The organism is Halobellus marinus (genome assembly GCF_032113415.1).
Lineage (GTDB): Archaea > Halobacteriota > Halobacteria > Halobacteriales > Haloferacaceae > Haloquadratum > Haloquadratum marinus.
In genome coordinates this window covers 929,080-952,855 of record NZ_CP134946.1, presented here as the reverse complement: position 1 = coordinate 952,855, position 23,776 = coordinate 929,080, and the positions used below count along the sequence as shown (strand labels likewise).

Sequence of the window (23,776 nt, the reverse complement as noted above, 5' to 3'; positions counted from 1 at the left end):
CGCACACGACGACTGCCCCGAAACGTTGGGAGGCTTCGCAAACCTGTACTACGTCCCGCGTTCGGCGATATACCCCTGCTTGCACTCGGGACAGATGTCGCCGGGTCGGAGCGTTGCGGCGTCTTTGGTCCGAGCGAGCCCACAGTTCGGACAGTAGAGTTCGGCCCGCTCGTCGGGGACCTCCGAATCTGCCGTCACCGAGTTCGGCGCCCGTGCGAACCCCTCGCCGCCGGAGTCTGACTGTCCCGCATCGGACCCGGCGGACTCCGACTCCGCCGCCCGGTACACCTTCGTGTCCCCGTCGTCGCCAGTCGTCGGCTCGTCGGCCGCCGGCTCTCCATCCGAGTAGACAGCGGTTTCTGTCCCGTCGGATTCGACCTCAAACTCCGGTGGAACCGGGACTGCTGTCGGCGATGTTTCGTAGTCCGTCGTCAGGGTCGCATCGTCGAGAAGCCCGAGGTCGGCGAGTCTCCCTGCGATATCGGCGACGACGTCGCGGGCGCCGGCCGGCGTCGCGCTCTCGACCAGTACCGTCCCGTTGCCGAAAATGATGGCGACCGCCTCCGGGTCGTCGGACTGGTAGATCAGCCCTGGAAGCCGGTCCGGATCGTAGGTGATATCTTCGAGTCCCAGTCCGATCGCGGCCGCGTTGAGGTTCAATACCCGGTCGAGATCGGTCAGCGCCGTCGTGGTGGTCGGCGCTTCGACCGCAGCGTCCATCGCTGCGGCCTGCGAGAGCACCTGCTCGGGTGGGACCGCCGTTTCTGCCATACCGGTGACACTCCGACGCCGAAAAATAAGCCTTCTGACGGACGGGAGGGCGGCGATGGTCGCTCCGACGCCGATCAGGTTAGTTTCTCGCGGGCGATCTCCATCCCACCCGGCGCGAGGATGAGTTCGTCCTCGCCCTTCTGGACGATGTCACCGCCGACGTCTTCGGTGACCTGTCGGAGCGAGTCGACGATTTTCTCCACCGTGCCGTCGGCCGTGTTATGCCGCGTGATGTCGGCAATCACGAGGTCCCCGTCGTAGATGGCGTCGATGATCACCATCGCGTCCCGCTTTTCGCTGACCGTCGCGACGTGGACGCGAGATCCCTGCGACGCGGTGCTGGCTGCCGTGTCGGGATCGTCGACCGTGTCGCCTATGCGAGGTCCATCGCCGACCGACTGACCATCCCCACCAGTGGACGTGTCCGTCGCGTCCGCCTCATATACTTTCGTCTCAGACTCGTCCGTGGGCGGGTGGTCCGTCCCCGCCCCCTCCTCGGGGTAGACGGACGTCCGCCTCCCCTCTGCAAACTCGGGCGGAACCGGGACCTCGCTGGGCGACACCACAACCTCATCTGTCACCTGACTGTTGGGGCCCCCCACCATCCCCAGATCTACGAGCCCGAGCGTGATATCGGCGACGAGTTCCGCGGCCGGGTCTGCGCTCTCGACGAACAGGGTGCCGTCGTCGAAGAGAACGGCGACTGCCGCCGCGTCGTCGGGGCGGTAGATCAACCCCGGGAAGCGATCGGGATCGTACACGATCTCTTCGAGGTCCAGCCCGACGGCGGCGGTTTCGAGATCCAGCGCTGTGTCGAACTGCTTTATCTCCGTCGTGGTGTCCGGCTCATCGACCCCGAAGCCCAGCGCGTCGAGTCGCGCGACCAGCCGGTCGGTCGGCACAGTCTGTCGAGTCACGGCGCATATTTCGGGATCGAACGACCTGATTCTATCGACAGTGAGAACTGAACACGGGCGGTCAGAACCGGCGCGTCAGGTATCAGTTCAGTTTCTCGCGGGCGACGCCGACGCCGGTCGGGGCGATGATGATCTGGTCGTCGCCCTTCTGGGCGATGTCGCCGTCGACCTCTTCGGCGACCTGCCGGAGGGAGTCGACGATGTGCTCCATCGTGCTGTCTTTTGTGGTGTGCCGCGTGATGTCCGCGATTACCAGATCGCCGTCGTAAACGGCGTCTTTGATCGCGACGACGTCCTGCTGTTCGCTGATCGTCGCGATCCGGACGTTCATACCGACGTCGCCACGCGAGGTCTCGATCCCCTCGACGTCGAGGTCGAGATACTCGTCGGTCGTGTGCTGTCCGCCCCCGCTCGCGATCTTGCTGATGATGCCCATACCGACCACAAACGGCAGTAACACGTTAGTTCTTACGTCAGACGTGCGTCTGACGCCGAGGAGTGTTCAGAACCTCACGGGATTTTTGTCGGGATGTCAACCGGCGGCGCCGACGGGCAAAGACGGAATCGCAGATCAGACCGCAAAGTCGAAGAGTTCGTCGCCGACGTGGTGGATCGACTCGACGACCTTTCCGGAGTCGCCGGTCATCTCCGACCCGTCGACGAGCGCCCGCCCGATTGCGAGCACCTTCCCGTGGGTCTCCTCGGCGATCGTGACGAGGTCTCCCGCCGTGATGTCGGGGTCTGCCTCGACGATCCCCGGCCGCATCACGTCCGCGCCGTCGCTGACGAAGGAGATCGCCCCCGCGTCGACGGTGACGACCCCCGTCGAGGGTTCGTGTCGGTTCGCACCCTGGACGGTCAGAAACGGTTCCGACTCGAAGGCGACCACGTCCGGCTCGCCGTCGACGAGGACCACGTCGAACGGTTCGTCGGCGAGTTCGACCATCTCGTAGGTGTCGCCGTCGAGTTCGACACCCGTCGTCGAGGCGATGTCGGCCTCCAGGTCGTCGATCTCGTCGGCGCGGAGGTGGTGGCGGGATTTGACCTGCATACGCGACTGCAGGATTCGCCCGCCGATAAATCACGCGACACGAGCCGCCGGGCGAGGGTCGGTAGTCGGAAAAACGCTAAGTGGGGGCCGTGCCTGTCTCAGAGTATGTGGCGCTCCCGGAACAACCGGGACGGGACGACCGTCGTCTGTATTGCCTGCGGCACGTCGATCCCGCGCTCGGAGGCACGCGAATACGACAAGCGGGGCAACCGCTGGGAGAGACACGGCAAGACGTTCGAACATCTCTGCAAGGAGTGTTATCGTGACCTCTGTCATCAGCCCCGCGAGGGGCTCGAATCGCTGTTGGTCGACGTAGAGCAGGGAACCGCGGGGACGGACTTCGATGGGGAAGCGACGGAGGCGGATTCCGAAGACGGGCCGCCGGCAACGCCCGATGACGAGTCGGCGGAGGACGCAGACATGGATCGGTCGCGGGCGGCGTTTCTCGCACGGTACTTCAGTGCCGTCGAGGAGCGATACGGGCCGGCAGAGGAACCGGGCCGAGAGTCCTGATCTGCGGATCCCCGAAGCGGCCCGTCCGAACCGCTAGGTCCCGATCACGACTGCTTCTCGGATCTCCAGGGCCGTCTCGTATTCCTCGCGTCTGTCAGTCGCTGAACCGATCCGTCGGAGTTGCTGGGCGTGGGCCCGTCTCGCAGCATCGATTGCCCGCTCGGACAGGCCGAGTTCCGATCCCAGTTCGTCCCAGTGTCCCTCGGGAACGAGGAAGATTGCCCGTTCCTCGTCGTCGAGAGCGCACTCGTAGGACCGCCGGTACTCGTCGAGTCGAGAGCTGAGATGTGCCTGCACCCGGCGGAGTAACGGCCCGATCCGCGCCGGCGCGACGCTGGCCGTCGCACCCGTATAGCGGATGACGTCGCCGTCGAGCGGGACCGACACCTCCGCCGCGGGTGCTGTCTCGTCGGCCGCCGGCTCTTCTCCCCCACCGTCGGCCGCGGCCCCGCCACCCTCGACATCGTCGTCGCCGTTAGCGGACATCTCAGCCACCGGCGCGCATCGCCTTCTGGGAGAAGCGTTCGACCAACTTATCGAGCGCGTCGGGGTGGCCCTCGAAGATGACGGTCACCTCCGTCAGCGACAGCGACGGGCCGATCGCAATCTTCTCGGCGGAGAGAGAGGCCCTCCACTCGTCGGCCTCGACGTGCTCGTCGTCGACGATGTCGCCGCCGAGTTTCTCCAGATAGCGACGGGCCAGTCGAATTGAGATTCCACGGTAGGACCTCTCGTTTGTGACCCAGTCGTCGCTCACGGTCGGCCTCCCGAACAGCCACCCGCGACCGGCGGGAAGATACTGAACGTGTCGTCCGGTTCGATCGGGGTGTCGAGCCCCTCCATGTGTTCGACGTCGCTCCCGTTCAGGAGCACGTTCACCTGGGGCCGGATCGCGCCATCCTCCAGAATCTGTCCCTCGAGCCCCTCGAATTCGGATTCGAGCGCGACGATGACGTCGCCGACGGTGTTTGCGTCGTACTCGCGGGAGATCGTCTTGTTGCCGACCGCCTCCCGGAAGGTGGCGAAGAACCGCAGTTGTAAGGACATATCCGATACAGGGGCGGACCGGATAAAAAGGATTTGCGCCAGTGTGAGCGGGCCGCCATCGGCCGGCCGAACCGCCGCAACCGCCCCGACGCCCAATATTATCAGGGTGCAGAGAGGAGTTGGACGCAGCCACGATGCAGGACGAGTTGACCCCGTGTCACTACGTCGAAATCGACCCGGAACCGTCGTCGACGTCCCCGCCGTCGGTGAACCGGCTCCTCGACAACCGGAGTCGAACGCGGTACGTGCCGAAGGACCTCCGGTGTGAGTACTGCGAAGCGACGGGGGAGGAGTTCCCCTGGTTCCAGCGGATTTCCGCCGGCGACGTCGACTCCGGTCGCCCGGAGAGGGACCTGTACTTCTGCGGGATCGTCTGTCTCGCCGCGTACTGCCACGACCGCTTCCCGGCGTTCTCGCCCGACACCCTCCCGACGTCGATCCAGTATACCGAGTCAGCGACTGACGACTGAAGTCGTGGGCTTCCGCCTCGTATATCTGTGAGCGGCTTCCTCACGGACCGACCCACCATTTTATTCGCACGTCTCCCGAATCATTCGTATGGGAACTCGGATCCTCGTCCCGATGGACGACTCGGAGATGGCTCGGCGGGCGCTCACGTACGCCCTCGAAAACCACCCGGACGCCGAGATCACCGTCCTGCACGTGGTGGGAAATCCCTCGTCGATGATGGGTTCCGCGGCGGGACTCGCACTCGAAGACGACCCGGAAGCGGCGGCCGAAGAGCAAGCCGAGGAAATTTTCGACCCCGCGCGGGAACTCGCCGCCGAGTACGACACGGAAATCGAGACCGCAATCCGTTCGGGGAGTCCGGCATCGGTGATCGTGACGGCGGCCGAGGCGTTCGATACGGTCGTCATCGGAAGCCACAGCGGTTCGCTGGTCCAGGACCTGTTCGTCGGCAATATCGCAAAGAAGGTGGTCTCGGAGTCGCCGGTGCCCGTGACTGTCGTGCGGTGAGGCGAACCGGGAACAGCCGGCTGCGGGGCGATACCCACCCATCCGGTCCGAGGCTTTTAATTCCAGGAGGGCGGAGAATCCACCGTGTCGACCACCGGCGAGTACGAGCGGTTCTTCCCCTACGAGGAGCCGTACCCGAACCAGCGCTCGGCGATGGCGGAGATCGCGACGGCGCTGGACGACGAGCGCGACGTGCTGCTCGAAGGAGCGCCGGGGACCGGCAAGACGCTCTCGGCGCTCGTTCCCGCACTCGAGTACGCCCAGCGGACGGACAAGACGGTCGTCATCACCACCAACGTCCACCAGCAGATGCGACAGTTCGTCGAGGACGCCCGCGCGATCACCGAGGAGGAACCGATCCGGGCGGTCGTCTTCAAAGGGAAATCGTCGATGTGTCACATCGACGTCGGATACCAGGAGTGTCAGACCCTCCGCGATACGACGCGGACGCTCGTCGAGAAGGAAGAGGAACGGTCCGAACTGAACCGGCAGTCTGAGGCGCTGCTCGATCGGATCCGGGAGGGCGAGGAGGGAGCGGCCGAGGCTCGCACCGCCGTGACCGACGAACTCGAATCCGTCGAGTCGGACCTGGAGGAACTCAGAGAGGGCAACGTCTGTGACCACTACCACAACAACCTCGTCGAGAACACCGACGAGTTCTTCGAGTGGCTCTTCGCGGACGTCCGGACGCCCGAAGAGATCTACGCGTACGCCGACGAACAACAGCTCTGCGGCTACGAACTTCTCAAGGAGGGGATGGAGGCGGTCGATCTGGTGGTCTGTAACTACCACCACCTGCTGGACCCCGCGATCCGCGAGCAGTTCTTCCGGTGGCTGGGACGCGAGCCCGGAGAGGTCGTCACCGTCTTCGACGAGGCGCACAACATCGAGGCCGCCGCCCGCGACCACGCGAGTCGGGCCCTGACCGAGAACACGCTCGAAGAGGCGCTCGCGGAACTCGACGACGTCGACGACTCCCGGGCCGACGCCGCCGAAAACGTCCTCTCGGCGTTTCTCGGTGCGCTTCGGGAGACCTACGACGACGCGCTCGGGTTCGGCGAGCGCGAGCAGGTCGGCGACGACTGGCACGATCTGACGATCGCAAACGACGACCGGCGCGACGACCTGACGCTCGCCTTTCTCGACCGCTATTCGGGCCGCGGCATCGACACCGAGGTCGACCTCGCGCTGCAACTCGGCCGGACGATCGACCGAGAGTACGAGGAGGCCTACCGCGAGGGGACGGCGACGACCCGCGCGGAGTGTCAGATCCTCCCGGCCGCGGAGTTCATCGCCACGTGGATGTCCGAGGGGAGCAAACTGGGCCAGCATCCGCTGTGTTCGGTCCGCCGGGACGGTGGCACAGACGAGGTGTACGGGCGGGCGGAACTGTACACCTGCATCCCGCGGACGGTGACCGAGACGCTGTTCGAGGAGGTCCACGCGAGCATCCTGATGTCGGCGACGCTGCGCCCCTTCGACGTGATCGAGGACGTCCTGGGGCTCGAAGAGCCCGCGACGATGGCCTACGGGCTGGAGTACCCCGAGGAGCGCCGCCGCACGCTCGCGGTGAAGGCGCCGGCGCTTTTCAGCTCCGAACGCGGAAACCCGGAGACGCAGGCGGCGGTCGGAGACGCCCTGGCGGACGCGACACGCTTTACCCCCGGGAACGCGCTCCTGTTTTTCCCCTCCTACGCCGAAGCAGAGCGATATTACGAGCGCCTCCGGACCCGGTCGGACGTGACGAGCCGGCTCCTGCTCGACGGCCCCGACGTGGAGACGGAGTCGACCCGGCAGTCGTTCGTCGGGAGCGACGACGCGGCGCTTTTCACGTCACTCTGGGGGACGCTCGCGGAGGGCGTGAGTTTCGACGGCGACGACGCGCGGACGGTCGCCGTCGTCGGCGTCCCGTATCCACACCTCTCGGAGCGGCTGGAGGCGATTCAGGACGCCTACGACCGCGCGTACGGCGACCGCGAGGAGGCGGGCTGGCGCTACGCGGTCGAGATTCCGACGATCCGGAAGACGCGGCAGGCGCTCGGTCGCGTGATCCGCTCGCCCGAGGACTTCGGCGTGCGCCTGCTGGTCGACAAGCGCTACACCCAGGCCAGCGTCGAGATGGGGAAATACGGCGTCCGGGAGAGCTTCCCGCGGGAGGAACGAGTCGAACTCGTCGACGTCGAGCCCGAGAAACTGCGCTTTTCGATGCTGAACTTCTACGCCGACCTCGACGCCTACGACGGGGCGCCGCCGACCCCGTAGTGCGGATCTGGGCAATCGAGGCGGTGGGAGCGGTCGACACATCGACAGCGTCGGAGCGATCCAAACGGCCGAACGGCTGATATCGCTGCAGTCCTTCTAGCCGACGATGCGTACTCAGCCGCCGGGTCCCGCGGGCGTGCCTGTATTCGGCAACAGCCGACAGTACGCCCGGGACCCCTTCACGTTCCTCACGACCGTCGCCGAGGCCTACGGCGACGTGACCCGCTTCGACCTCGGCCCGGTCGAGACGTACCTCCTCACTAACCCGGCCGACATCGAACGGGTGCTCGTGACCGACGACGCGAAGTACCGCAAGCCGGATTTCCAGGACGACGCCATCGGGACGCTGCTCGGCGACGGCCTGTTGCTGAGCGAGGGCGACACCTGGAAGCAACAGCGACAGCTCGCCCAGCCCGCCTTCGGACCGAAACGGATCGGGAAGATGGGGGAGTTGATCACCCGACACGCCGAGTCGATGCTCGACGACTGGAGTTCGGGCGACCTCACGGACGTCCACCTGGAGATGGCGCGGGTGACCGTCCGGATCATCGTCGAGGCGATGTTCGGGTCGGAGTTGACCGACGAACAGACCCGGACGATCCAAGAGAACCTCGAACCGCTCGGACGCCGCTTCGAGCCCAGCCCGGCGCGCTTTCTGATCCCGGACTGGCTACCGACCCGGGAGAACAGGCAGTACCACGAGTCCGTCCGAACCCTGGAGGGAATCATCGACGACATCGTCGAGGAACGACGTGGGACCGAGTACGACCCGAGCGTCGACCCCGCGGCCGACGGCGACGAGCCGATGGATCTGCTGTCGGTCCTGTTGCGAGCGAAGAATCGCGGCGAGCAGACCGACAAACAGCTCCGCGACGAGCTGATGACGATGCTTTTGGCCGGCCACGACACGACGGCGCTGACGCTGACGTACACGTGGTATCTCCTCTCGGAACACCCCGAGGTCCGGTCGCAAGTCCACGCGGAACTCGACGAGGTCTGCGGTGGCGACCCGCCGACGGCGGCGGACGTGCGAGATCTCGACTACCTCGAACGGGTGATCCAGGAGTCGATGCGGCTCTACCCACCCGTGTACGTGCTCTTCCGGGAGCCGAAAGTCGACGTCCGACTCGGCGGATACCGGATCCCCCGCGGCTCGGCCGTGATGCTGTCGCAGTTCGCGGTCCACCGGTCCGGCCGGTGGTACGACGAGCCCGAGACGTTCGATCCGGACCGGTGGCTCCCGGCGCGCCGTGCTGAACGGCCGCGATTCTCGTACTTCCCGTTCGGCGGCGGTCCGCGCCACTGTATCGGCAAGCACCTCTCGATGCTCGAAGCGAAACTCATCCTCGGGACGGTCGCAAGCGAGTACGAACTCGACTACGCGCGGGACCGCCCGTTCGACCTCCGCGGCTCCCTGACGATGCACCCGGAGGAGCCGATGGCGATGCGGGTCCAGTCGCGGTAAGCCGCCGCCGAAAACCAGTCACCGAAGCGGAATCCGCGCGGCGTCCTCCCGGTACCGGGAGTCGCGAACCAGCAGTTCGTCGGCTGTCCACTCGATGGGGTCGATCCCTCGCCGCGTCGCGAGGTCCTCCGCGTCGGCGATCCGCCCGCCGCGGGCGAGCGTCACGTGCGGCGTGTACTCGTCGTCCTCCAGCCCCTCGACCGCCCCGAACGAGTCGCAAAGGCGGCGGTGAAGCGCGTAGAGGTCGGGGCTCTCGACGACGAAATAGAGGACCGGTCCGGAACCGCGCGGCGGGGTCTCGAAGTAATCGAGTCCCGTCACCCGGAGGGTCAGCTCCCGGGTGTCGTGCGCCCGAAGCAGCGGGCGGAGCCGTTCGCGGAGTCGGGGCAGCGAGTCGGCGTCGTCGTCGAGACCGGTGTCGAAGCGCTTCGCCAGCAAGGTGTGTCGCTCCCGGATCCGATCGAAGCGCGTGAGCTCCGGGTGGAGCTCCCCCGCAAGCGCCTTGATTTCCCCCGGAACGGGAACGTTCAGACTGAACACACTCGGCTGTGCGGTGCCGGAAACCAAGAACCCGTCGGGAGCGGATTCTGCGGGTCGTTGCGTCGAGCCGTTGCGTTGAGCGACCCCTGCGCGTTTGTGTCGGCGGCACCAAGCGGAGGTATGCAGGAAATCCGTCCGGACAGACGACGGGCCCTCGGAATGCTTTCAGGCGCACTCGTCGCGGCGGTAGCCGGCTGTAGCGGCGGGTCCAGCAGTGATAGCGACGACTCCCAATACGGGAGCGGTGGGGAGACGACGGGGACGGCGACCGCGACGGAGACGGCGACCGCGACGTCGACAGAGTCCACGACGCGGACCGAGGAGTCGGAGCCGGAACTCGATCTCCGCGAGGCGAACGTCGTTGCCGTCGCCCTCGAAGGCGACGGCGGAAGCTACACCTTCGACGTGACGCTCCATCACGACGACGACGGCGAAGACGGGTACGCGAACTGGTGGCAGGTCGAACGCCTCGACGGGACGCGATTGGGGCGACGGGAACTCCTGCACCCCCACTCCCAGCAACCCTTCACCCGCTCGGCGACGATCGAAATCTCTGACGGCGTGAGCTGTGTGGCGGTTCGCGGCCACGACGAGATCCACGGCTACGGCGGGCGAATGATGGTTGCGAACCTCGGTTCCGGGGAGACACGAGCGATCGAACAGGGGGCCGATCCCCGGGCAGTCGACGAAAGCGATTGTCCGTGAGAGGCGGTCCCGCGTTATGCAGGTAGCGGCGGCTCGATCCCGCTCGTCGCGTCAGATCCGATCGAGTAACCACAACACAATCAGCACGAGGACGACGAGCCCCACGAGCGGACGGAGCGGACCCAGAATCCATCCCAGGATGTCGAGGATTCCGCCGATGACCTCCAGCACGATCCAGATCACGACGAGGACCAGAATGATCTTCAGGAGGCTCTCTACGTCCATCTTTGCTCTGTCGAGGTCGGGACTCGGTATCATACCGTTCGCTTCTCGGCCGGCCGGGAAGTGCCTTCGGGTCACCCGCCGTTGTCGCGACCGCCGCCGACCGAACGTGGGTCGGCCGCCGCACCCCGGGACACCCTTAATGCGACAGCCTCACAAGGATTCCTATGGCGAACCTCTTCCGCCGTCTCGGTCGCCTTACCGCCCGCGACGTCCCCGATTGGCTCCGCCCCGTTGCGGGCATCATCGCGGCCGTCATCGCCGCGGTTGCCCTCTTCGGCGGCGACCCGATGGCTGTCGTCGGCCTCGCCGTCCTCGCTTTGGCGATCGTGACGGTGTACAGCGCCGTCGAGATAGTCGACGCCTACGAGAAGGAGGCACTGACGGTGTTCGGCGAGTACCGGACACTACTTGAGCCGGGGATCAACTTCATCCCGCCGTTCGTCTCGCGGACATACGCGTTCGATATGCGGACGCAGACGCTCGACGTCCCCGAGCAGGAGGCGATCACGCGGGACAACTCCCCAGTCACCGCCGACGCCGTCGTCTACATCCGGGTGATGGACGCAAAGCGGGCGTTCCTGGAGGTCGACAACTACAAACGGGCGGTCTCGAACCTCGCACAGACCACGCTCCGTGCGGTCCTCGGCGATATGGAACTCGACGAGACGCTGTCGGAGCGGGAGAAGATCAACCGTCGGATCGCCGAGGAACTCGACGAACCGACGGACGAGTGGGGGATCCGCGTCGAGAGCGTGGAGGTCCGGACGGTCAAACCCAGCGCCGCGGTCCAGAGCGCGATGGAGCAGCAGTCCTCCGCCGAGCGTCGCCGCCGGGCGATGATCCTCGAAGCACAGGGCGAGCGGCGCTCCGCAATCGAAACCGCCGAGGGCGAGAAGTCGGCGAACGTGATCAGCGCCCAGGGCGAAAAGCAGGCGGCGGTCCTCCGCGCGCAGGGTGACGCAATCTCGACGGTCCTCCGTGCGCGATCCGCCGAATCGATGGGCGAACGCGCGATCGTCGACCGCGGGATGGACGCACTCGAACGCATCGGCACGTCGCCGTCGACGACGTATATCCTCCCGCAGGAACTGACGAGTCTTCTCGGTCGATACGGGCGGGGGCTCACGGGATCGGATATGCAAGAGTCCGCAGGGTTAGAGAGTCTCGACTTCGACGCTGAGACGCGGGAACTCCTCGGCCTCGACGAGGTCGACGAGATCGCTGCCGCGGTCGAAGAACTCGAAAGCGGCGGCGCGGTCGACGAACTCACCGGCCGGGCGGACGGCGAAGCGACGGCCGAGACCGACGTCGACCTGAACATCGAGGAGTCCTACGAGACGTAACCGCGTCCCCGCGGGGGTTAAACGAACGATCGTTAAGGTTATTTCGCGCCGCGAGGAAGGGCGAGCTATGAGCCACGAGCGCGGGCCGGGAATCTCCGATGGCGACCGGACACCAACGACACCGGGGCACCGTATTCTCCGCGCGGCGAAGCGACACCTGCTGGAGTGGCCGCGTCGCTACGTCGAGATGCGGGTCGACGCGGTCGAGGATGACAGGATTTAGGTGACTTCTCGGCGCACCGTCGTTCGATGTCTCTTCCGCTACACCTCGGGTTGGAACACGCCGGCCTGTGGGTCGTCGTCACCGTCCTCGCGTTCGTCGCCGGACTGGGAGTCAATCTGTATCGTTCCGGCCGATCGGACCCGTCGCCCGACCCGGTCGACAAGTCCGAGTCGTAATCACGCGTCCGCGCGGACGGTCAACACGGGGACCGGCGACTGCCGGACGACCCGTTCGGTGACGCTGCCGAGCAGGTAGCGGTCGAGCCCCGACCGGCCGTGTGTCCCCATCACGACGACGTCGGCATCTGCCTCCGCGACGAGCGAGAGGATCTCGTCCTGCGGGACGCCCGTGGTGATCGTCCGTTCGACCTCGACCGCGGTCGGGAGTCGGTCGACGACCTCCAAAACGGCCGCTTCCGCGCGTTCCTGTTCGGCCTCGCGCCACGCGTCGGGAGCGAGCCCGCTACTCGGACTTTCGAACCGGTTTCGACTGTCCGCGACCGAGACGACGTGAACCGTCGCCTCCGCTTTCCGGGCGAGCGATCCCGCGTGCGTCGCCGCCGCGAGCGACGCATCGCTGCCGTCCGTCGGTAGGAGAATTCGCTCGTACATCTCAGATGCCTCCGAACGCCATCAGGAAGAGCGCAAGCGAGATCACGGCGAAGAGCCCACCGACGAACGCCTTGATCGTCGAGGTGCTCAGCGCGTTCGAGACGTACGGCGCGATCTGCCCGCCGGTCACCGTCGCCGGGACGGTGAAGACGACCATATTCCACGGTGTCGAGGCGAGGCTGAGGCTGTGACCGCCGACGAGGCCGCCGCCGAACACGTGGACGAGCGACGCCAGGACGGCCGTCAGGGCGACCACGATGTGGTTCGTGCCGATCGCGACCCGGACCGGGACCTTCGTCCCGAGCATCGAGATGATCCCGAGTTCCCCGACGCCGAAGCCCGCGAGTCCCTGGAACGTCCCCCCGATGCTGTAGTTGGCGAACCGACGGAGGTAGCCCTCGCGTGTGTACTGGTAGTCGCCGCCCTCGCGATCGACGCGGGTGACGGTCCCGGTCTCGTCCGTGGTGACGCCCGCGGGACCCAGTTTCCCGGGATCGTCCGGGAGGCCGGTTTGCCCGCCGTCGGCGGCCGCGTTAGATCCGACAGCGGCCGATTCAGTATCCTCGGCTCCGTCCTCGCTTTCGGCCTCGTGGTCGAGATCGGCCTTGAACAGGAGGTACGACGCCGCGAGCAGCGCGATCGCTAGCAGGGCGTGAAAGAGCGGTTCGGGGATGACGAACGACAGGAGCGCCCCGGCGACGACGAACGGCACCGCGCCGCCGACGAGTGCAATCGCCAGCCGGCGGTCGACGAGCCCATACTGGATGAAGGCTATCGAGGAACTCGACAGCCCGAACGCCTCGCTGATGAGACCGACCTTCACGATCGTCGGCGGATCGAGCGGGCTGGCAGCCAGCGGGAACAGGAAGATCAGGAACGGAACGAACAGCGCCGATCCGCTGATCCCGACCGTGTTGACGATCGTGGCGCCAAGCAGGAACGCCGGGAACAGCCACCAGAACTCCAGCCAGTAGCTCACTCCCGACCCCGCCGGCGTGGGTGCGCCGAGGACGACCCCGGTCACGAACACGAGGGGGGCCAGGAACACGAAGATGTGCTGATACCGGAGGAACGACCGCTGGACACGACTGTAGGAGCTTGAGCTCATTCGTTTCAGGGTGTCTTTAGTTATCGAGCGACGCGGCGGTGGTGATCGAAGAAGCGGGGTGATCCGAACGGACGCAGGGAGTTCCGCGCCGGACGGTTCCGAACGCGGAACCGATGCCGCCGTGTACTGTGCCTGGCACGGATGCGGAGGACTCACGGAACATCTACGTGACTCCCTCGCTCGGTTTACTGCTGCACCGCACGTCACACCGGCAGTTCGTCGACACGTGGCTCATCGTAGCGGCCAGGTAGCGACGAGTGCGGAATAAATCTTGAGATTCGAGTACACTGTGGGGTTCTGTGGCGTACGGCAGAGACCGCCGCGATTACCAGGAATCGGATCCGGGCGGGGCGTCGTCCTCCTCGACCGGCACGCCGTCGAGCGGGTCGACGCCGGGATCGACGCCCTCGTCGTCGCGCTCGCTGCCGTCCTCGATGCCGAACTCCCGCCGGAGGTCGCGGATCCGGTCCCGGATGTCGGCGGCGAGTTCGAATTCGAGGTTCTCCGCGGCCTCTTCCATCCGGCCTTCGAGATACGCGATCTGCTCGCGTGCTTCGTCTTCGTCCGTCGGCTCGTCGGTCGGGGACCGCTCGCCGCGCTCGCCGCTGCCGGGGAGACTCGTCTCGCCGATCGCCTTCTCGATCGTCTTCGGCTCGTGGCCGTGTTCCTCGTTGTACTCCCGCTGGATCCGCCGGCGGCGCTGCGTCTCCTCGATCGCCGACTGCATCGAATCGGTGGTCTCGTCGGCGTAGAGGACGACCTCGCCCTCGACGTTGCGGGCGGCGCGGCCCATCGTCTGCACCAGCGTCGTCTCCGAGCGGAGGAATCCCTCCTGATCGGCGTCGAGGATCGCCACGAGCGAGACCTCCGGGATGTCCAGTCCCTCCCGGAGGAGGTTGATGCCGACGAGGACGTCGATGTTCCCGAGTCGCAGGTCGCGGATCAGTTCGTGCCGCTCCAGGGTGTCGGTCTCGTCGTGCATATACGCGACGTCGACGCCGGACTCCTCGAGGAACTCCGTGAGGTCCTCGGCCATCCGCTTTGTCAGCGTCGTCACGAGTACCCGTTCCTCGCGGTCGATCCGCTCGTCGATCCGTTCGAGGAGGTCGTCGACCTGGCCGGTCGCGTCTTCGACCTCGATCGCCGGGTCGACCAGGTGCGTCGGCCGGACGATCTGTTCGACGATCTGCTCGGAGTGCTCCCGTTCGTAGTCGCCGGGCGTCGCCGAAACGTACAGCGTCCGGTCGATCTTCTCCTCGAACTCCTCGAAGGTCAGCGGGCGGTTGTCGTACGCCGTGGGGAGCCGGAACCCGTTCTCCACGAGGGAGTCTTTGCGGGATTTGTCGCCTGCGAACTGCCCGCGGATCTGCGGGAGCGTCTGGTGGGACTCGTCGACGACGGTGAGGAAGTCGTCGGGGAAGTAATCGAGCAGCGTGTACGGCGGTTCGCCGGGCTCGCGGTCGGACATATGCACCGAGTAGTTCTCGATCCCGGAGCAGTAGCCGGTCTCCCGGAGCATCTCGATGTCGAAGGTCGTCCGCTCCTCGATGCGCTGGGCGGCGACGAGGTCGCCCTGCCGCTCGAAGTACGCGACGCGTCCGTCCATCAGCTCCTCGATCTCTTCGATCGCGGTCTCCAGTTTCTCGTCGGGGATCGAGTAGTGCTCCGCGGGGTGGATCAGGACGGCCGGTTCCTCGGAGACGACCTCGCCGGCCAGCGGATCGAGCTTCGTCAGCCGGTCGATCTCGTCGCCCCAGAACTCGATGCGGACCGCGTAGCGGCCGTACATCGGGTAGACCTCGACGGTGTCGCCGCGGACCCGGAACGTCCCCTGCTGGAAGTCGACGTCGTTGCGCTCGTAGTTCAGGTCGACGAGCCGCGCCAGCAGTTCGTCGCGATCGAGCCGATCTCCGAGTTCGACCCGGAGCGCCATCTCCGTGTAGTTCGTCGGGTCACCGAGGCCGTAGATCGCCGAGACGGAGGCGACGACGATGACGTCGTCGCGGGTGAGCAACGAGCGCGTCGCTGAGTGTCTGAGCCGGTCGATCTCCTCGTTGATCGACATATCCTTGTCGATGTAGGTGTCGGTCTGCTCGACGTAGGCCTCCGGCTGGTAGTAGTCGTAGTAGGATACAAAATATTCTACTGCATTATCCGGGAACAGTTCCCGGAACTCCTCGTACAACTGGGCGGCGAGCGTCTTGTTGTGGGCGATCACGAGCGTGGGCTGTTGCAACTCCTCGATGAGCCACGAGACGGTGTTCGTCTTCCCCGAGCCGGTGACACCCAGGAGGGTCTGTTTCTCCATTCCCGACTCGAAGCCCGCGGCGAGTTGTTCGATCGCCTCGGGCTGGTCGCCCGCGGGGTCGAACGGGGCGTCGACGCGGAACGGCCGGTCTGCCGCGGGTCTGTCCGGCGACAGCGGGCCCGATCCGGAGGTATCGCTCATCGACCCGTCGTTGGGTGCACACGCACTTGAGGCGGTCGGTTGGGCGGGATGGGAACGCGACGCTTTCGGTCCGCAGGGATGCGGCTGCGTGGCAAACGGTCCGGTCGACCGGACGCCGGAGTGGCAAGTATTTTTTGCCCGTTGAGCGTAGCCGCAGGTATGTCACGAGAACTCCTCGAGGAAGCCAGCGAGCGACTCCGAGCGGCCGCGGAAGCGACGAGCGGCGACGTCCAGCAACGGATCTACGACCAATCCGACGCCATCGCGACTCTCGCGGCGCGCGACGAGGGGCCGGACCACGGCCGACTCGCGCGCCACTCCAACGCGCTCGCCGAACTCGCCGAGGAGACGGACGGAGACGCCGAAGAAGCGGTCCGCGACGCCCGATCGAAGCTCTCGACGTACCGCGAGGGTATCGAGGGCGTCTGATACTGATTACGCTCGTCGCTTCCCCCCCGAGCGCCGTCAACGGGGGTGGCGCTCGGCGGTGAAATGTGAGAGTGATCAGTATGACGCTTGGCGGACGCGCGTCGGCGATTTCGTGGTCTCACCCCCGTAACCCCTCCGTTTCAGGTGGAGATTGTGAACCCTTCACATTCGATACGGTAGCGGGGAATGGAACGGTTTTGCCGTGACGATCAGCAGACGTTCTTCGGCTTGATCCCCATCGATTCGAGCGTCGCGACGTACTCGTCGTAGGCAGCCTCGATCACCGCGTCGGCGGCCTCGCGGGCAGCGGTCCAGTCGTCGTCGCTCTCGCAGACCGCGTCGAGTGCGTCGACGACCCGGTCCCGCTCGGCTTCGAGATCCGAGCGGAGTCCGCGGAATTCGTCGGCGGCCATCGGATCGGCGTCGCCGACGAAGAAGCCGACCATCTGGCCGGCGTACTCGAGCGTGACGAGATACCGGCCGAGGAGGCCGCCGAGGCGGGCGGGGGCGGACTCGAACCCGGCGAGGGCGTCGTACTGCCGGGGTTCCGCGAAGTCTCCGGACTCGTCGGCGACGTCGGCCGCGTGCTCACGCGCGGCGTCCGCGAGGTCTTCGTACAGCGCGTCGGTGGCGTCGCCATCGTCCGGCGTCTCCGCCCAGTCGTCGAGGACGGCTGCCAGTGCGAGGGCATCGGTCGCCGCCGCGTCGCGGACCTCGTCGCCCTCCATCTCGCCGTCCGTGAGCGCGTACATCGCCTTCGAAGAGCCGAGCCGCGAGAACGCGGTCTCGTGATCGTCGCGCAGTGCCGCCGCGAGGTCGGTGCCGTTCATATTCCTTCATTGGCCGCCGGATCGCTTGTAGGCATCGACACCGGGGCGGCTGATCCGTCGGCAGCGAGCCCCGGTCCCCAATCTCTTTGCTGCGCCCACGCGATACCCCCGCCTGTGAACCCCGCGACGGCCCTCCAGACCGGCGTCCGGCTCCTCTGGGAGCGCTCGGCGTCGGTGATACCGGTGTATCTGCTCGCGAATGGACTCTACGGCATCGCCCGCGTGCCGCTGCTTCTCGCTGGAGCACTCGCCCTCTGGCTTCTTCTGGTCGGCGGGCGGCTGGATCCGCTCGTCGACGTCCTCCGCAAGGTCGAATCCGGGGCGGGCCCGGGGGATCCCGACCCCACCGACCTCGAAGCGGTCTTTCCCGGACTCAGTGACGCGCTGACGAATCTCCTGACGCCGGAGATGGTGGCGCTCGTCGCCGTCGGCGGCGTGCTCTCAGTCGCGCTCGCGCTGGTCGTTTCTGCGATCGGTAACGCCGCGGCGATCGGTGCGATCGTCGGGGTCCTCCGCGACGACGACGGCGTCCGCGCGGCGGTCGACGGTGCACGGCGCCACTGGCGGGCGTTCCTCGTCGTTCGACTCCTGCTGTTCGCCACGCTCGGCGTCGTCATCGTTCCCATCGTCGCTGTCGTCGTCGCCGTCGCCGGCTACTCGGGACCGATCGATCCGGCCGCGGCGGTTGCTGGCGGCCCACCCGGAGCCGCGACGGTGCTCGGCATCGTGGCCGCCGTGTTCGGTCTGCTTGTGACACTGCTCGTCGTCGTGGTCATCCTCGTCCTCTTTGCATTCGCCGACCAGGCGATCGTCGTCGACGACGTCGGCGCGTTCGCGGCGATCGGTCGCAGCATCAGGTTCCCGTTCCGTCGCCCGATCGCCGTCCTCGGGTACGTCGCCGTCGCGATCGCCGCGCTCGTCGTCTCGGGAACAGTCGGCGGGGCGGCCGCGGCGGCCGGAACCGCGCGCGTCTCGGCGCTGCTCGGGGTCGTGCTCCTGCCGCCGGTCGTCGACGGGTTCAAGACGTCGCTGTACGCCGAGACGTCGCTTCCGTCGCTTCCGGAGTCCGAGCGGACCCCGATCGGTGAGCGGTTGCGGACGGCATTCGGCAGCGGACTCGGTGCTCTCGGCGGGTTCGTCCGGTCGCATCCGGCGGCGCATCTCGCGTCGCTCGCCGTCCTCCTCGCTGGCGGCGCCGTCGGGTGGACCGCAACGGGGGCCCTCGGAGTGACGTTTCCGGCGAGCGGGGACTTCACGGGTATCTTCGGGCAGGTTCCAGTCGGGCCGTTCGCGAACATCGCGGTGAACAACTGGCTCGTCGCGACCGACCTGGCGTACAGCGGCCTCGCCGCCGGGATTCCCGCGGTGGTGAGTCTCGCGTTCAACGGCCTGCTCGTGGGCGCCGTCGGCGGCGTGTTCGATCCCGTCGCGTTCGTTGTCCTCGTCGCGCCGCACGGGGTCGTCGAAGTCCCAGCCTTGGTCGTTGGGGGTGCGCTCGGGCTTCACCTGGGCGGCGTCGCTGTCGGCACAGCGCGGGGGCGACACAACACTGACGCCCTCGCTGCGGCGATCCGGCGCGCGTATCGTGTGCTCCTGGGGCTCGCTCCGGTGTTCGTCCTCGCCGCATTCATCGAGGCGTTTCTCACCCCGGCGATCGCTGGAGTCGTCATCGGCGGGTGAGAGCCGTTCTCGTCGCCGCCGACAGGGACGACCCGAAGGCCCTACGGGTCGAAAATCACGGCTTCGCCCCTCGTCAGTCGGAAAAGAAACGGAATCTTCGGCCGCGCTATCGGCAGTTACTCGCCGCTGCCGGTCTCGACCGGCGCGCCGACGAGGTTGCCCCACTCGGTCCAGGAGCCGTCGTAGTTGACGACTTCGTCGTAGCCGAGCAGTTCGTGGAGCGCGAACCACGCGATCGAGGAGCGCTCGCCGATGCGGCAGTAGGCGACGGTCGTCTCCGAGCCGTCGATGCCCTGGTCCGCGTAGAGCTCACGGAGTTCCTCGGCGGACTTGAACGTCCCGTCGTCGTTGACGGTCGCCGCCCAGGAAATGTTCTTTGCGCCCGGGATGTGGCCGCCGCGCTGGGCCGTCTCCTGCAGTCCCGGCGGGGCGAGGATCTCGCCGCTGAACTCCTCGGGCGAGCGGACATCGACGAGCGGCAGGCCCTCGTCGACGGCGTGGTCGACGTCGTCGCGGTACGCGCGGATGGACTCGAACGGCCCCTTCGCGGTGTACTCGACCGCGGAGAACTCGGGGACCTCGTCGGTCGTCGGGTAGTCGTTGTCGATCCAGTAGTCGCGACCGCCGTTCAGGAGGCGCACGTCGTCGTGGCCGTAGTACTTGAACTGCCAGTAGGTGTAGGCGGCGAACCAGTTGGAGTTGTCGCCGTACAGCACGACCGTCGAGTCCTCGGAGATCCCGTGGCTTCCGAGGAGGTCCGCGAAGTCCTCCTTATCGAGGATGTCGCGGGTCGTCTGATCCTGCAGTTGCGTCTCCCAGTTGAAGCCGATCGCACCGGGGGCGTGACTCTCGTCGTACGCTTCGGTGTCGACGTCGACCTCCACCAGTCGGTGGGCGGGGTCGTCGCTTTCGAACTCGTCGAGTCGCTCCTCTACCCACTCCGGGGAGACGAGCACGTCGTTGGCGTAACCGTCGTCTGTCATTGCATTCCCCTGTAGAACCCCCACCCCTATAGTCTTCACAGCTACGGCGTGTCCTGCCCGTCCTCCCACTATCCAGAGATTTTTGCCGCATCAACCGAACGTGACAGGTCGCGGGAGCGGCGCGACCTCCCTAGGGGCATCGAGGACCGGCTGCCGGCCGATTGCGCTGGCAAGTATTTCCCCTTTCTTTGACGCAGCCGCTCCGAGGCGAATCAATCACGTTGAAGAGTCTCACGCCGAAACTGGAGTGTATGTACGAGAACGTCGTCGTCGCCGCCGAGTGGCTGGCGGATCGACTCGACGAGGTCCGGGTGATCGACGTCCGCGACGCCTGGGAGTTCGACGGGATCGGTCACGTACCCGGCGCGGTGAACGTGCCGTTCGAGAAATTCCGCAGCGAGGCGGGCGAGACGGGGATGCTCCCCGGGGCGGCGACCTGGGAGTCGCTGCTCTCGGCGGCTGGCATCGGACCGGATGACGACATCGTCGCCTACGACGACACCCACGGGGTCTTCGCGGCGCGGTTTCTGGTGACCGCGGAACTGTACGGCCACCCGCCCGAGCGACTCCACCTGCTCGACGGCGACTACAGCGCGTGGAACCAGGAGTACGAGACGACGACTGACGTGCCGTCGCCGTCGGAGACCGACTACGAGATCCGGGAACCCGACCACTCCCCGCTCGTGGACTACGAGACGGTGCTGTCGGCGATCGACGACCCGGAAATTACCGTCGTCGACACCCGCGAGGCGGGGGAGTTCGCGGAGGGACACCTCCCCGGGGCGGTCCACCTCGACTGGCGCGACCTCGTCGACGACGACACGCGGGGACTGAAACCCGCTGCGGAACTCGAATCGCTGCTTTCGGACGTCGGCGTGACGCCGGACTCGCGGGTGATCCTCTACTGCAACACCGCCCGCCGGATCAGCCACACCTACGTCGTTTTGCGGTCGCTCGGCTACGAGGACGTCGGGTTCTACGAGGGGAGCCTGACCGAGTGGACGGAGCGCGGCGGTCCCATAGAGGCCGAAGAGAACGCTTGATGCGGGTGGATCCGCGACGTACGGGAGCCCACGTAGACGTCGGGGTTGGTTTTATCAATCCGCCAGTGGAGGATCGAATATGCCGATGCGCCAACTCCGCGCCTGCGATTTCTGCGGCGACGAGGCCGAAGGGGTCTACGAGGTGATTCCCCCGGAACTGTCGCCGACGGAGGCCGAACAGCGGCGGCTCGCTCTCTGCGAGAGCTGTGTCGGGACCCTCGAACTGACGCTGGAGCCGCTGCTTTCGCGGCTGGGAGTCGACGGGGCCGACGACGAACCGGACGGGAACGCCGAGCCAGCGCGTTCAGAGCCGGCGTCGACGTCACAGACGGAGTCCACAGAACCGGAGTCCCGTGCGGACAGAGACTCTCCGGACGAACTCGACGCAGACCTCTCGGGGGACCGCCGATCGCTCCCGTCGAACGACTCCGAGAGCGCCGCCGGGGACGTCGACGACGCGGTTTCCACGGCGGAGACGATGACTGCGGACACCGCAGACCAGCTGAAAGACGGGACGGGATCGATCTCGGGTCCCACTGACGAGCTTACTCGGGACACCGGAGCGTCCACTCGGGACGCGACCGCACCGGCGGAAAGCAAGGACGACCCCGCCGACGCCCCCTCGACGACCGACGCCGCGATCGACGACGAACCGGAGGATTTCAGGACCGTAATGCGATTGCTCGGAAACCGCGAGTTCCCAGTCGACCGGGCGGAGATCGTCGAACTCGCGGAAAGCGCGTACGAACTGGAGGAGGCGCATATCGAGCGGATTCTCGCCTACGCCGTCGACCGTGGCCTGATCGTCGACGACGGGACGACGCTCAGAAAGCCGTAGCGTCGGGCCCAGAGCGGGTCACAGCTCGCCTTTGGTACTCGGCGTATCGCTCCGGCGTGGATCGACGCGGGTGGCGTCGTCGAGCGCACGCGAAAGCGCCTTGAACAGGGCCTCGACCTCGTGGTGCGCGTTCACGCCCGAGACCTCCGTGTGCAGCGTCAGGCCGGCGTTCATCGCGAGCGAGTACGCGAAGTGCCGCGCCATATCGCTGGTGAACTCGCCGATCGTCGGCTGGGAGAACTCGCCGTCGAACGCGAAGTGGGGGCGGCCGCTGACGTCGACGACGACGCCCGCGACCGCCTCGTCGAGGGGGACCTGCCGGTCGGCGTAGCGGGCGATGCCGCGCTTGTCGCCGAGCGCCGCCGCGAAGGCCTCCCCGAGGACGATCGCGACGTCCTCGACTGTGTGGTGGTCGTCGATCCCGAGATCCCCGTCGCAACGCACGGTCAGATCGAACAGGCCGTGCTTCGCGAACGACTCGAGCATGTGGTCGAAGAAGCCGATCCCGGTCTCGATGTCGGCCTGGCCGTCGCCGTCGATCGCGAGCGTCAGATCGATCGTCGTCTCGGCGGTCTCGCGGGAGACGGCCGCAGCGCGCCCCCCGTCGACGTCGCCGGCGGCCGCCTTCCCGCCATCTGTGTCCTCGTCGGCGTCGGTCATACCGGCGAATCGACGCGCGGCCCTATCACCGTTGTGCCTCGTGGCGCCGACGAATTGCTCTCGCCTCCTCGTTCGCCGCCTCATCGTTCGCCGCCGACTCGCGAGCGAAAGTGGTACGTCGCGGGCGCGTGACGTCCGAGTATGCGCATCGCCGTCCCCAACAAGGGCCGCCTGCACGATCCGAGCGTCGACCTCCTCGAACGGGCCGGACTGCATCTCGAAAGCGCCGCCGACCGGAAGCTCTACGCTGACACGGTCGACCCCGAAGTGACCGTGCTGTTCGCCCGCGCGGCCGACATCCCCGAGTACGTCTGGGACGGCGCCGCCGCGGTCGGGATCACCGGCCGCGATCAGGTCGTCGAGTCCGGCCGCGACCTCGTCGAACTCGTGGACCTGGAGTTCGGGCGCTGCCGCCTCGTCCTCGCAGCGCCCGAGGGCGGCGAGATCACGGAGCCGGCGGACGTCGCGGGCGGCAGCGTCGCGACGGAGTTCCCGGAGATCACCCGGCAGTACCTCGAAGACGAGGGGATCGACGCCGACGTCGTGGAGGTGACGGGCGCGACGGAGCTGACCCCGCACGTCGAGATGGCCGACGCGATCGTCGACATCACCTCGACCGGGACGACGCTGCGGATGAACCGTCTCGCGGTGATCGACGAGGTGCTCTCCTCGTCGGTGCGGCTCTACGCCCATCCCGACCACGTCGACGATCCGAAGGTAAAGCAGCTCGTGACCGCCTTCGAGTCGGTCCTCGACGCCGCCGACAAGCGCTACGTGATGATGAACGTCCCGCGGGAGCGCCTCGACGACGTGCGCGAGGTCATCCCGGGGCTCGACGGCCCGACGGTGATGGACGTCGCCGGCGACGACACCGTCGCGGTCCACGTCGTGGTCGACGAACAGGACGTGTTCGAGGTGGTCAACGACCTGAAGGAGATCGGCGCCTCCGGCATTCTCGTCACCGAGATCGAACGGCTCGTCGAGTAACGTCGGCGCCGCGGACGCCCCGGAAGCAGCGACGAGACAGTCGCCGGAGAGCGACGGGTCGGCCCCAGCGGTCCAGGCGCGTCGTCGGCTCTCCAGCCCCTTGAGCTCTCCAGCGCCT

29 protein-coding genes are annotated in these 23,776 nt (G+C 66.8%); 14 read left to right on the top strand and 15 right to left on the bottom strand.

What is annotated here, in order from left to right; all coding sequences use genetic code 11:
* Positions 1–48: 48 nt before the first annotated feature.
* From RJT37_RS04850 to RJT37_RS04835, 4 genes are all read right to left on the bottom strand, one after another.
* Positions 49–771: a TATA-box-binding protein gene (locus RJT37_RS04850; protein WP_313688261.1), complete on the bottom strand. Its 723-nt coding sequence runs from the start codon at positions 769–771 to the stop codon at positions 49–51.
* 74 nt (positions 772–845) lie between these two features.
* Entirely contained in the window at positions 846–1,688 is an 843-nt protein-coding gene (sepF, locus tag RJT37_RS04845) for a cell division protein SepF (protein WP_313688259.1), read from the bottom strand.
* Between the two features lie 82 nt (positions 1,689–1,770).
* Positions 1,771–2,124, bottom strand: coding sequence for a cell division protein SepF (locus tag RJT37_RS04840; RefSeq protein ID WP_313688258.1), 354 nt, complete (start codon positions 2,122–2,124; stop codon positions 1,771–1,773).
* Positions 2,125–2,259: 135 nt separating this feature from the next.
* On the bottom strand, positions 2,260–2,739 hold the full coding sequence (locus tag RJT37_RS04835; protein WP_313688257.1) for an RNA-binding protein: 480 nt from the start codon (positions 2,737–2,739) through the stop codon (positions 2,260–2,262).
* 105 nt (positions 2,740–2,844) lie between these two features.
* Between RJT37_RS04835 and RJT37_RS04830 the strand changes: the two genes are divergently transcribed.
* Positions 2,845–3,252, top strand: coding sequence for a DUF7562 family protein (locus RJT37_RS04830; protein ID WP_313688255.1), 408 nt, complete (start codon positions 2,845–2,847; stop codon positions 3,250–3,252).
* 33 nt (positions 3,253–3,285) lie between these two features.
* On the opposite strand, the gene RJT37_RS04825 is transcribed toward RJT37_RS04830, so the two are convergent.
* Genes RJT37_RS04825 through RJT37_RS04815 form a run of 3 tightly spaced genes read right to left on the bottom strand, consistent with a single transcriptional unit; the run spans position 3,286 to position 4,299 of the window.
* Entirely contained in the window at positions 3,286–3,738 is a 453-nt protein-coding gene (locus RJT37_RS04825) for a DUF8048 family protein (RefSeq protein ID WP_313688253.1), read from the bottom strand.
* Between the two features lies 1 nt (position 3,739).
* Entirely contained in the window at positions 3,740–4,009 is a 270-nt protein-coding gene (locus RJT37_RS04820) for a MoaD-like domain-containing protein (RefSeq protein ID WP_313688251.1), read from the bottom strand.
* Positions 4,006–4,299 carry a ubiquitin-like small modifier protein 1 gene (locus tag RJT37_RS04815; protein WP_313688249.1) on the bottom strand — a complete coding sequence of 98 codons (294 nt, stop codon included), beginning with the start codon at positions 4,297–4,299 and terminating at the stop codon, positions 4,006–4,008. The genes RJT37_RS04820 and RJT37_RS04815 overlap by 4 nt, the downstream gene beginning before the upstream one ends.
* Before the next feature lie 134 nt (positions 4,300–4,433).
* Here RJT37_RS04815 and RJT37_RS04810 point away from each other — a divergent pair, with 134 nt between their 5' ends.
* The 4 genes from RJT37_RS04810 to RJT37_RS04795 all read left to right on the top strand — a co-directional run bounded on the left by RJT37_RS04810 (position 4,434) and on the right by RJT37_RS04795 (position 9,004).
* Entirely contained in the window at positions 4,434–4,769 is a 336-nt protein-coding gene (locus RJT37_RS04810) for a hypothetical protein (protein WP_313688247.1), read from the top strand.
* An 88-nt stretch (positions 4,770–4,857) separates the two neighbouring features.
* Complete coding sequence (locus tag RJT37_RS04805; protein ID WP_313688245.1) at positions 4,858–5,277, top strand: universal stress protein; 420 nt, start codon at positions 4,858–4,860, stop codon at positions 5,275–5,277.
* A 153-nt stretch (positions 5,278–5,430) separates the two neighbouring features.
* On the top strand, positions 5,431–7,539 hold the full coding sequence (locus tag RJT37_RS04800) for an ATP-dependent DNA helicase (RefSeq protein ID WP_313689858.1): 2,109 nt from the start codon (positions 5,431–5,433) through the stop codon (positions 7,537–7,539).
* 106 nt (positions 7,540–7,645) lie between these two features.
* Positions 7,646–9,004 carry a cytochrome P450 gene (locus tag RJT37_RS04795; RefSeq protein WP_313688243.1) on the top strand — a complete coding sequence of 453 codons (1,359 nt, stop codon included), beginning with the start codon at positions 7,646–7,648 and terminating at the stop codon, positions 9,002–9,004.
* Between the two features lie 18 nt (positions 9,005–9,022).
* Here the strand turns inward: RJT37_RS04795 and RJT37_RS04790 are convergent, their stop codons facing one another.
* Positions 9,023–9,544: a 2'-5' RNA ligase family protein gene (locus RJT37_RS04790; protein WP_313688241.1), complete on the bottom strand. Its 522-nt coding sequence runs from the start codon at positions 9,542–9,544 to the stop codon at positions 9,023–9,025.
* 120 nt (positions 9,545–9,664) lie between these two features.
* Here RJT37_RS04790 and RJT37_RS04785 point away from each other — a divergent pair, with 120 nt between their 5' ends.
* Positions 9,665–10,249 (top strand): hypothetical protein, encoded by a 585-nt coding sequence (locus tag RJT37_RS04785; RefSeq protein WP_313688239.1) that lies wholly within the window; start codon positions 9,665–9,667, stop codon positions 10,247–10,249.
* A gap of 51 nt (positions 10,250–10,300) precedes the next feature.
* Here RJT37_RS04785 and RJT37_RS04780 read toward each other — a convergent pair whose 3' ends face one another.
* Positions 10,301–10,507, bottom strand: a complete 207-nt coding sequence (locus tag RJT37_RS04780; RefSeq protein ID WP_313688237.1) for a DUF7554 family protein — start codon at positions 10,505–10,507, stop codon at positions 10,301–10,303.
* Positions 10,508–10,761: 254 nt separating this feature from the next.
* Between RJT37_RS04780 and RJT37_RS04775 the strand changes: the two genes are divergently transcribed.
* From RJT37_RS04775 to RJT37_RS04765, 3 genes are all read left to right on the top strand, one after another.
* On the top strand, positions 10,762–11,817 hold the full coding sequence (locus RJT37_RS04775) for an SPFH domain-containing protein (RefSeq protein WP_313689856.1): 1,056 nt from the start codon (positions 10,762–10,764) through the stop codon (positions 11,815–11,817).
* A gap of 67 nt (positions 11,818–11,884) precedes the next feature.
* Positions 11,885–12,040: a hypothetical protein gene (locus tag RJT37_RS04770; RefSeq protein ID WP_313688235.1), complete on the top strand. Its 156-nt coding sequence runs from the start codon at positions 11,885–11,887 to the stop codon at positions 12,038–12,040.
* A gap of 26 nt (positions 12,041–12,066) precedes the next feature.
* Complete coding sequence (locus RJT37_RS04765; RefSeq protein ID WP_313688233.1) at positions 12,067–12,216, top strand: hypothetical protein; 150 nt, start codon at positions 12,067–12,069, stop codon at positions 12,214–12,216.
* Here RJT37_RS04765 and RJT37_RS04760 read toward each other — a convergent pair whose 3' ends face one another.
* The 3 genes from RJT37_RS04760 to uvrB form a co-directional block, all read right to left on the bottom strand.
* Complete coding sequence (locus tag RJT37_RS04760) at positions 12,217–12,651, bottom strand: universal stress protein (protein ID WP_313688231.1); 435 nt, start codon at positions 12,649–12,651, stop codon at positions 12,217–12,219. It abuts the gene before it with no gap.
* 1 nt (position 12,652) lies between these two features.
* A complete protein-coding gene (locus tag RJT37_RS04755) occupies positions 12,653–13,759 on the bottom strand; it encodes a sulfite exporter TauE/SafE family protein (RefSeq protein ID WP_313688230.1) in 1,107 nt (368 codons plus the stop codon).
* 325 nt (positions 13,760–14,084) lie between these two features.
* Positions 14,085–16,208, bottom strand: coding sequence for an excinuclease ABC subunit UvrB (gene uvrB / locus RJT37_RS04750; protein WP_313688228.1), 2,124 nt, complete (start codon positions 16,206–16,208; stop codon positions 14,085–14,087).
* Positions 16,209–16,367: 159 nt separating this feature from the next.
* Between uvrB and RJT37_RS04745 the strand changes: the two genes are divergently transcribed.
* Positions 16,368–16,637 (top strand): DUF7553 family protein, encoded by a 270-nt coding sequence (locus tag RJT37_RS04745; RefSeq protein ID WP_313688226.1) that lies wholly within the window; start codon positions 16,368–16,370, stop codon positions 16,635–16,637.
* Positions 16,638–16,846: 209 nt separating this feature from the next.
* Here the strand turns inward: RJT37_RS04745 and RJT37_RS04740 are convergent, their stop codons facing one another.
* Positions 16,847–17,467, bottom strand: coding sequence for a transcription antitermination protein (locus tag RJT37_RS04740; protein WP_313688225.1), 621 nt, complete (start codon positions 17,465–17,467; stop codon positions 16,847–16,849).
* A 114-nt stretch (positions 17,468–17,581) separates the two neighbouring features.
* Between RJT37_RS04740 and RJT37_RS04735 the strand changes: the two genes are divergently transcribed.
* Positions 17,582–19,147 (top strand): stage II sporulation protein M, encoded by a 1,566-nt coding sequence (locus RJT37_RS04735; RefSeq protein ID WP_313688223.1) that lies wholly within the window; start codon positions 17,582–17,584, stop codon positions 19,145–19,147.
* A gap of 116 nt (positions 19,148–19,263) precedes the next feature.
* Here RJT37_RS04735 and RJT37_RS04730 read toward each other — a convergent pair whose 3' ends face one another.
* Complete coding sequence (locus tag RJT37_RS04730; RefSeq protein WP_313688221.1) at positions 19,264–20,130, bottom strand: sulfurtransferase; 867 nt, start codon at positions 20,128–20,130, stop codon at positions 19,264–19,266.
* A 251-nt stretch (positions 20,131–20,381) separates the two neighbouring features.
* Here RJT37_RS04730 and RJT37_RS04725 point away from each other — a divergent pair, with 251 nt between their 5' ends.
* Together RJT37_RS04725 and RJT37_RS04720 are read left to right on the top strand one after the other, a co-directional pair.
* Positions 20,382–21,173, top strand: a complete 792-nt coding sequence (locus RJT37_RS04725; protein ID WP_313688219.1) for a sulfurtransferase — start codon at positions 20,382–20,384, stop codon at positions 21,171–21,173.
* 79 nt (positions 21,174–21,252) lie between these two features.
* Positions 21,253–22,011, top strand: coding sequence for a hypothetical protein (locus RJT37_RS04720; protein ID WP_313688217.1), 759 nt, complete (start codon positions 21,253–21,255; stop codon positions 22,009–22,011).
* An 18-nt stretch (positions 22,012–22,029) separates the two neighbouring features.
* Here the strand turns inward: RJT37_RS04720 and hisB are convergent, their stop codons facing one another.
* Positions 22,030–22,671: an imidazoleglycerol-phosphate dehydratase HisB gene (hisB, locus tag RJT37_RS04715; protein ID WP_313688215.1), complete on the bottom strand. Its 642-nt coding sequence runs from the start codon at positions 22,669–22,671 to the stop codon at positions 22,030–22,032.
* Positions 22,672–22,812: 141 nt separating this feature from the next.
* Here hisB and hisG point away from each other — a divergent pair, with 141 nt between their 5' ends.
* Positions 22,813–23,658 (top strand): ATP phosphoribosyltransferase, encoded by an 846-nt coding sequence (hisG, locus tag RJT37_RS04710; RefSeq protein ID WP_313688213.1) that lies wholly within the window; start codon positions 22,813–22,815, stop codon positions 23,656–23,658.
* The last annotated feature ends 118 nt before the right edge of the window (positions 23,659–23,776 follow it).

What these genes read in the sequence shown, in the direction of transcription:
- hisB (WP_313688215.1), bottom strand. Translation starts at nt 22,671, where the DNA reads ATGACCGACGCCGACGAGGACACAGATGGCGGGAAGGCGGCCGCCGGC.
- RJT37_RS04775 (WP_313689856.1), top strand. Translation starts at nt 10,762, where the DNA reads ATGGCTGTCGTCGGCCTCGCCGTCCTCGCTTTGGCGATCGTGACGGTG.
- RJT37_RS04805 (WP_313688245.1), top strand. Translation starts at nt 4,858, where the DNA reads ATGGGAACTCGGATCCTCGTCCCGATGGACGACTCGGAGATGGCTCGG.
- RJT37_RS04770 (WP_313688235.1), top strand. Translation starts at nt 11,885, where the DNA reads ATGAGCCACGAGCGCGGGCCGGGAATCTCCGATGGCGACCGGACACCA.
- RJT37_RS04740 (WP_313688225.1), bottom strand. Translation starts at nt 17,467, where the DNA reads ATGAACGGCACCGACCTCGCGGCGGCACTGCGCGACGATCACGAGACC.
- RJT37_RS04840 (WP_313688258.1), bottom strand. Translation starts at nt 2,124, where the DNA reads ATGGGCATCATCAGCAAGATCGCGAGCGGGGGCGGACAGCACACGACC.
- RJT37_RS04755 (WP_313688230.1), bottom strand. Translation starts at nt 13,759, where the DNA reads ATGAGCTCAAGCTCCTACAGTCGTGTCCAGCGGTCGTTCCTCCGGTAT.
- RJT37_RS04725 (WP_313688219.1), top strand. Translation starts at nt 20,382, where the DNA reads ATGTACGAGAACGTCGTCGTCGCCGCCGAGTGGCTGGCGGATCGACTC.
- RJT37_RS04780 (WP_313688237.1), bottom strand. Translation starts at nt 10,507, where the DNA reads ATGATACCGAGTCCCGACCTCGACAGAGCAAAGATGGACGTAGAGAGC.
- RJT37_RS04730 (WP_313688221.1), bottom strand. Translation starts at nt 20,130, where the DNA reads ATGACAGACGACGGTTACGCCAACGACGTGCTCGTCTCCCCGGAGTGG.
- RJT37_RS04785 (WP_313688239.1), top strand. Translation starts at nt 9,665, where the DNA reads ATGCAGGAAATCCGTCCGGACAGACGACGGGCCCTCGGAATGCTTTCA.
- RJT37_RS04760 (WP_313688231.1), bottom strand. Translation starts at nt 12,651, where the DNA reads ATGTACGAGCGAATTCTCCTACCGACGGACGGCAGCGATGCGTCGCTC.
- RJT37_RS04815 (WP_313688249.1), bottom strand. Translation starts at nt 4,299, where the DNA reads ATGTCCTTACAACTGCGGTTCTTCGCCACCTTCCGGGAGGCGGTCGGC.
- RJT37_RS04850 (WP_313688261.1), bottom strand. Translation starts at nt 771, where the DNA reads ATGGCAGAAACGGCGGTCCCACCCGAGCAGGTGCTCTCGCAGGCCGCA.
- RJT37_RS04830 (WP_313688255.1), top strand. Translation starts at nt 2,845, where the DNA reads ATGTGGCGCTCCCGGAACAACCGGGACGGGACGACCGTCGTCTGTATT.
- hisG (WP_313688213.1), top strand. Translation starts at nt 22,813, where the DNA reads ATGCGCATCGCCGTCCCCAACAAGGGCCGCCTGCACGATCCGAGCGTC.
- uvrB (WP_313688228.1), bottom strand. Translation starts at nt 16,208, where the DNA reads ATGAGCGATACCTCCGGATCGGGCCCGCTGTCGCCGGACAGACCCGCG.
- RJT37_RS04810 (WP_313688247.1), top strand. Translation starts at nt 4,434, where the DNA reads ATGCAGGACGAGTTGACCCCGTGTCACTACGTCGAAATCGACCCGGAA.
- RJT37_RS04765 (WP_313688233.1), top strand. Translation starts at nt 12,067, where the DNA reads ATGTCTCTTCCGCTACACCTCGGGTTGGAACACGCCGGCCTGTGGGTC.
- RJT37_RS04800 (WP_313689858.1), top strand. Translation starts at nt 5,431, where the DNA reads ATGGCGGAGATCGCGACGGCGCTGGACGACGAGCGCGACGTGCTGCTC.
- RJT37_RS04835 (WP_313688257.1), bottom strand. Translation starts at nt 2,739, where the DNA reads ATGCAGGTCAAATCCCGCCACCACCTCCGCGCCGACGAGATCGACGAC.
- RJT37_RS04825 (WP_313688253.1), bottom strand. Translation starts at nt 3,738, where the DNA reads ATGTCCGCTAACGGCGACGACGATGTCGAGGGTGGCGGGGCCGCGGCC.
- RJT37_RS04795 (WP_313688243.1), top strand. Translation starts at nt 7,646, where the DNA reads ATGCGTACTCAGCCGCCGGGTCCCGCGGGCGTGCCTGTATTCGGCAAC.
- RJT37_RS04745 (WP_313688226.1), top strand. Translation starts at nt 16,368, where the DNA reads ATGTCACGAGAACTCCTCGAGGAAGCCAGCGAGCGACTCCGAGCGGCC.
- RJT37_RS04720 (WP_313688217.1), top strand. Translation starts at nt 21,253, where the DNA reads ATGCCGATGCGCCAACTCCGCGCCTGCGATTTCTGCGGCGACGAGGCC.